The 1,783-nt window shown below is 46.5% G+C and carries 1 protein-coding gene; it reads left to right on the top strand.

Features of this window, described 5'->3' with window-relative positions:
• Positions 1 to 107: 107 nt before the first annotated feature.
• The gene (locus NNL21_RS35965; protein ID WP_204822075.1) at positions 108 to 1,394 is read left to right on the top strand and encodes an IS110 family RNA-guided transposase; all 1,287 of its coding nucleotides are present in this window, start codon (positions 108 to 110) and stop codon (positions 1,392 to 1,394) included.
• Positions 1,395 to 1,783: the final 389 nt, after the last annotated feature.

Genomic DNA, 1,783 nt, shown 5'->3' with positions numbered 1-1,783 from the left:
TTATTGAACTAAACAATCCTGTAGAGCTTAAGAAATGAGCTTTGTAAAAAAAGGAGCGCCTCGGTATGATGGGTTTGTCAACAACACATCAAGGAGGCGCTCTTACTATGAAGTTTAAGCAATCAGACGCACAAAATCAACGGATTGAACAAATTACCACCTCACATCTTGTCGTAGGGATCGACATGGCTAAAGAAACGCATGTCGCACAGGCTACAAATTTCCGTGGAATTGTGGTCTCGAAACGACATCTCTCATTTTCCAATAGCATTGAAGGGTTTGAGAAATTAAGCCGCTGGGTGGCGGAGTTACAGCAAAAATATCGATTCAAGAAGCTCATTATCGGCATGGAGCCAACCGGTCATTACTGGTTTAACCTAGCCAATTGGTTATCAGATAAGGGATTGCACGTGGTCATGGTTAACCCTGCCACAACCAAGAGAAACAAAGAAAACAGGGATAACAGCCCCTCGAAGAATGATCCTAAAGATGCTCTTGTCATAGCAGACTCAGTGAGCCGGGGCTTTTACTACGAGTACACACGTCAGTCACTTGTGTTTCAACGATTGAAGACAATAATGAGTGACCGGGAATTCTGGGTGACATACTGCGTACGGCTGCAGAATCGGATTGTACGTTGGCTGGACATTCGTTTTCCTGAGTATCCTTCTGTATTCAAAGACTGGACTTGTAAGCGGTCATTGGCGACCCTCAAAGCCTTCCCTTGCCCACAGGATATCGCGAACTATATAGCACCTGATGTCATTAACGCATGGCGAGTGTATATGCAGCGTGCTGGGGGGGTTACGGGAATTGAAAAGGCCGCGCAGCTCATCGCACAAGCGAAACGCAGTGTCGGAGAACGAACTGCTGTAGAAGAAGCTAAAGCAGATTTGAAACGGCTCATTGAAGAATATGAGCGTGTTACCAACATGCTTGAACAGATCGAAAAGGACATCGAAGCGCTGCTTACCGAGATTCCTATGGCGCAGCAGCTACGCACCATAAAAGGACTCGGGAAGATCTTCACCGCGGCCATTTTAGCGGGTACAGGAGATTTAAGGCAGTATGCGCACGGACGTCAGGTATTACGGAAGGCTGGCATGAATTTGGCCCAAAGCACGTCGGGCAAGCGAAAAGGACAAATTGTTCTTTCGAAACGAGGAGACTCAGCCTTACGAAAATATCTCTATCTCGCGACGGTTCAACTCGTTTGGAATAACCCCGTTTTCCGCCATCTGCATGAACAAAATTTGCAAGTAAAGAAGATGAAAAAGCAGCAGTCCATATTTAAGTTAATTGGGAAGCTAGCACGGATCCTTGTTGGTGTTGTTCAACGAGGAGAAAAGTTTACGCCAGAGAAAACCGTCTTGAACTGGACAGAGGCAGCCTAAGTAATTAATAAGCATCACGTATATTGACTCATTCGCGGGATTTCACAAAGAAAGCACGAGGACCGAGTTCGTTCTCCATAAGGGCTGCGACCCATCCGCTAAACGCTATCGGTCTCCACACCTTGGACAGGTATAACGAAGGATTGTAAGGGCAATGACCCGTTGAGTCATGGGAGGGTGAACCCCAAGGGATTAGTGGAGTATGTGTGCAGTAGAAACTAATTGGGGAATATTTCCTAGTAGTCCTCTATTTCCGCATGCCCAGACCACCACCTCAACCGGTAGCATCTGCGCTGCTTTCTGAGATAGACCTGATCCATGGTGATGAAATCCTGCGAATGAGTGAGTATATGTGAGATAAAGACCTAAAAACGAGGGACGGAGAACGT

Source organism: Paenibacillus mendelii (genome assembly GCF_024498075.1).
Taxonomy (GTDB): domain Bacteria; phylum Bacillota; class Bacilli; order Paenibacillales; family Paenibacillaceae; genus Paenibacillus_Z; species Paenibacillus_Z mendelii.
The sequence above is the reverse complement of the archived record's forward strand: the minus strand, read 5'-3'. Positions and strand labels throughout refer to the sequence as shown.